Below are 3,769 nucleotides of genomic sequence, written 5' to 3'. Positions count from 1 at the left end.
AGACGTTCTACCAAGAAGCGATCGACATGGCGATGGAGTTTTCGATGGAAGCAGAAGGTGAAACGATCTCAATGGTTCAACAATCAACAGGAACGTTCTCTAACTTTAACGAAATTGATAGTATTGAAGTTCCACAAGAAATCATCGACTCTGCTGAGGAGTTCAGCTTTGACTTTGAAGACTTCGAAGACTTTGATGAAACAGAGTTTGAATTAGAGGAAGAAGAAACGAATGAGTAAATAAGACCAGACAGCGCATTTCCATTTGCGCTGTTTTTCTTTATCAATCTTGCTCTCATTACCCTTCTTCTTGTATAATGAAGATACAAAGATCAAAACGTAAAAAAGACCGAGTGCAACGAACACTCGGCAAACCGCAACGACATGTCGCATCGACGGCGACCAACTAAAGTAAATACGCTAAGAAGAAATAGCCTACCTAACTTTGGCGAGCAGGGTGGCTATTTCTTTTTGTTTATTTGGACGACAATTGTGATAACTAACGTCAGCACTGCAATCAATACAACGCTAAATTGCGCCGTTAGACTAAGTGCCTCATATGTCGTTATAAGCCTCACCCCCTCTCTCATGTAGGGAGTTTGGCCGCCACCTTGCTTTATGAAGTTGCTTCTTCTATTATGTATTCACCTTACACCAGAGCACAAGCCCCTATAGTCTTATCAGAACTAAAAAAACCGAATAATGGAAGCGTCCATTATTCGGGTCGTCGCCTTACTTGCTCCCCATTAAAGCCCTAGAGAAACATACTTAATTTCCAAATAATCTTCTAGGCCGTAATGACCTCCCTCTCGTCCGATGCCACTTTGTTTAAAACCACCAAATGGCGCTTGCGGAGTTGATGGCAGACCGTCATTCAACCCGATGATTCCATACTCAAGCGCTTCAGTCATATGGATGCCACGTGTGATGTTTTCGGTAAACACATAAGCAGCCAGTCCATATATTGAATCATTGGCACGCTTAATGACTTCTTCTTCTGTTTTAAATGTAGTGACAGGTGCAAGCGGACCAAATGTTTCATCCGTCATGCAGATCATTTCATCCTTCACTTGAGATAAAACTGTTGGCTCCATAAAGAGCTGCCCTACGAGATTACCTCCTACCTCGATTTTAGCTCCTTGTTTAACTGCATCTTCAATATGCTTTTGGACCTTTTCAACCGCTGCTTTATCAATAAGAGGCCCGATATCGACCCCTTCTTCTAGTCCATTTCCAATGCGTAGCTCTCTTACTTTAGCCACTAGCTTCTGGATAAATGGCACCTGAATTGATTCATGAACATAGATTCGATTCGAGCAGACGCATGTTTGACCTGCATTTCGAAACTTCGACCCAATCACTCCTTCTACCGCCTTATCTAGATCGGCATCTTCAAGGACGATAACCGGGGCATGTCCTCCAAGCTCCATCGACACCTTCTTAACCGTGTCTGCTGCTCCTTTTAGTAACGTTTTACCAACCTCTGTTGACCCGGTAAACGTTAGCTTGCGAATCCGATCATCCTCTAACCACACCTTACCGATTGCCCTTGAATTACCCGTCACCAGATTGATGACTCCTTTAGGAATTCCAGCTTCTGTAGCCAGTTCGACCATCTTAATCGCCGTAAGCGGGGTTAAATTAGCAGGCTTTAAAACAACAGTACATCCAGCCGCTAATGCTGGTCCCACTTTTCTTGTAATCATTGCAGCAGGAAAGTTCCATGGCGTGATCGCTGCGACAACTCCGACCGGTTGCTTATGAACAAACAATCGCTTGTTACGCTGGGTTGCTGGAATCGTTTCACCGTAAATGCGCTTGGCCTCTTCTGCATACCAAGAAAAGAATCCATTTGCATAATTCATTTCTCCTAAGGCTTCTTTAAAGGGTTTCCCTTGTTCACGAGTCATCACTTCAGCAATCTCTTCTTTCTTTTGATCGATCAAATCATGCCATTTTCTAATTAGCTCGGCACGTTCATAAGCTGAATAGTGCGACCACTCTTTAAACGCCTCAAAAGCTGCATCTGCTGCTTTCCTCGCCTCCGAATCTCCTCCATTTGAAACCGTTGCGATCACTTCTGCTGTAGCTGGATTCGTCACTTCAATCGCTTCTGATTCATGACCTACCCACTCACCGTTGATAAAATGCTGATAGTGTTTCATCATACCCACTCCTCTATTTATCATTGAGCTTTTTTCGTACGCTCATAGTCAAATTCTTCTTTTTCGTCATCACCTTTAAAGAAATCTTTACCGTAGACAACTAGACAAAGAATGATCCCTACTGCGAAGGCCCATGTTGCACCTTTCGTGGCAAGAACAGCACCGATAATACCCGCCACTCCTAAATCTCGTTGACTTCTTGCTTGCATAATCCCTATACGAACACTTACATACCCTTGAATAAGAAGGGTTAAAGCAAGAGCAACCCCAAGGATTGGTTCGACTAAACTAACGACCGGTAACAATAAAAGTCCTGTATTCGTTCCCCAACGGAATGAACCAGATCCACCAAAAATAGAATGCATCGCTTTCTTTCCGTCTTTGTACCGTTCGATGACCACGACTTGCATCGCTGCCCATAACGGTCCGCACATCACAATATCCGGTCCAAAGATCCCCATCGTTGCATTACGACCACCAAAAATTAAATGAGCACGGTTCGGGTCATAATCGATTTTTTCATCTTTTCGAATTTCATCTGCTTCACTAACAAGTGCTTTACTTTGCAATACATCACCAAATAACACGATATACGTAGCGAGTACAGTCGGAATTGAAGAGATAAACATCATCAACGGCGGAAAACCTAACCCAAATACAGTAAACTCCGTGAACAAAGTGGAAAAATCAGGGTTACTGAATCCCCACTGAATTTGCGGCCAAGATGCTTCACCCGCTAACGGCGCAATAAAGATCGCTAATAAGATAATCGGGAAAATCCCTAAGTTAGCAAGAACACGCCATACGCCACCCCTTGCTTTCAGCTTGGCGAAATGTTTGGAGAAAATAAGATAAAAAGCTACCACACATGTAATACTGATCGTGATCGGAAATAACTCGAAGCGTCCTCCTACTTCAAAAATAGAAATGACTGCTGCAAAACCAGCCCCTAAAATGACACCTGCTTTTAAAGCATTCGGAACTAATTTTACGACTTTACTAGCTAGTCCTGTCACGCCAAGGAATATCGAGAATATCCCTAAGGTCAATTGAAAGGCGATCAGTGCATAGATCCTCTCATCACCTTCTGGAAATTGCGTTACAAATAAAATCATCAATGGAATCGCTGGTGTAATCCAGCCTGGTACGACAGGATCTCCAAGTAAATGATGCGTTAAATACAATAATCCATTTAAAATAACGACTGCTAATGCCACTTCAAACGGCATCCCTAAGTATTGAACCATTAATGGAATCGCAGCTAAATCGACCGCACACATGAGTAAGCCTTGGAAGTAATCAGGTAACTCAAATCTGTAATGAAGAAAAGGCAATCTTAATTTAAACGGACCAAGCGGCGTATAAGGTGTTTCTTCACCATCTTTTCTTTGCTTCCATAACATCTCTATCCCCCCTTATCTTTTAATACGCAGATTGATAGATCAACTCAATGTCCTTAACCGAGAACAATCGAGGATTATTTTTTAAGAGGCGATCAATCTTACTTGCATCTTCCGCCATCGATGGAATGTCTTCTTCTGGCACCTCAAATGAACGTAGTCCAGTTGGGATATTCACAGCTTCACATAAAGTTTTCATCGCATA

At 42.7% G+C, this 3,769-nt stretch carries 4 protein-coding genes; 1 reads left to right on the top strand and 3 read right to left on the bottom strand.

Going from position 1 to position 3,769, the window contains the following annotated elements; genetic code table 11:
* Nucleotides 1-239: DUF6612 family protein (locus AB685_RS31540; RefSeq protein WP_047973918.1), on the top strand; the 239-nt coding region annotated here is incomplete at its 5' end.
* A gap of 506 nt (nucleotides 240-745) precedes the next feature.
* Here the strand turns inward: AB685_RS31540 and AB685_RS28175 are convergent.
* From AB685_RS28175 to AB685_RS28165, 3 genes are all read right to left on the bottom strand, one after another.
* Entirely contained in the window at nucleotides 746-2,164 is a 1,419-nt protein-coding gene (locus AB685_RS28175; protein WP_047973916.1) for an NAD-dependent succinate-semialdehyde dehydrogenase, read from the bottom strand.
* A 20-nt stretch (nucleotides 2,165-2,184) separates the two neighbouring features.
* Nucleotides 2,185-3,567, bottom strand: coding sequence for a hypothetical protein (locus tag AB685_RS28170; protein WP_047973915.1), 1,383 nt, complete (start codon nucleotides 3,565-3,567; stop codon nucleotides 2,185-2,187).
* A 19-nt stretch (nucleotides 3,568-3,586) separates the two neighbouring features.
* A partial coding sequence (locus AB685_RS28165) for an iron-containing alcohol dehydrogenase (protein WP_047973914.1) occupies nucleotides 3,587-3,769 on the bottom strand: 183 nt, incomplete at its 5' end.

This window comes from Bacillus sp. LL01, assembly GCF_001037965.1.
Note: the sequence above shows the minus strand (reverse complement) of the source record. Positions and strands in the feature narration are given on the sequence as shown.

Excerpts from the sequence above, each read along its gene's own strand:
- AB685_RS28175 (WP_047973916.1), bottom strand. The coding sequence starts at position 2,164 with ATGAAACACTATCAGCATTTTATCAACGGTGAGTGGGTAGGTCATGAA.
- AB685_RS28170 (WP_047973915.1), bottom strand. The coding sequence starts at position 3,567 with ATGTTATGGAAGCAAAGAAAAGATGGTGAAGAAACACCTTATACGCCG.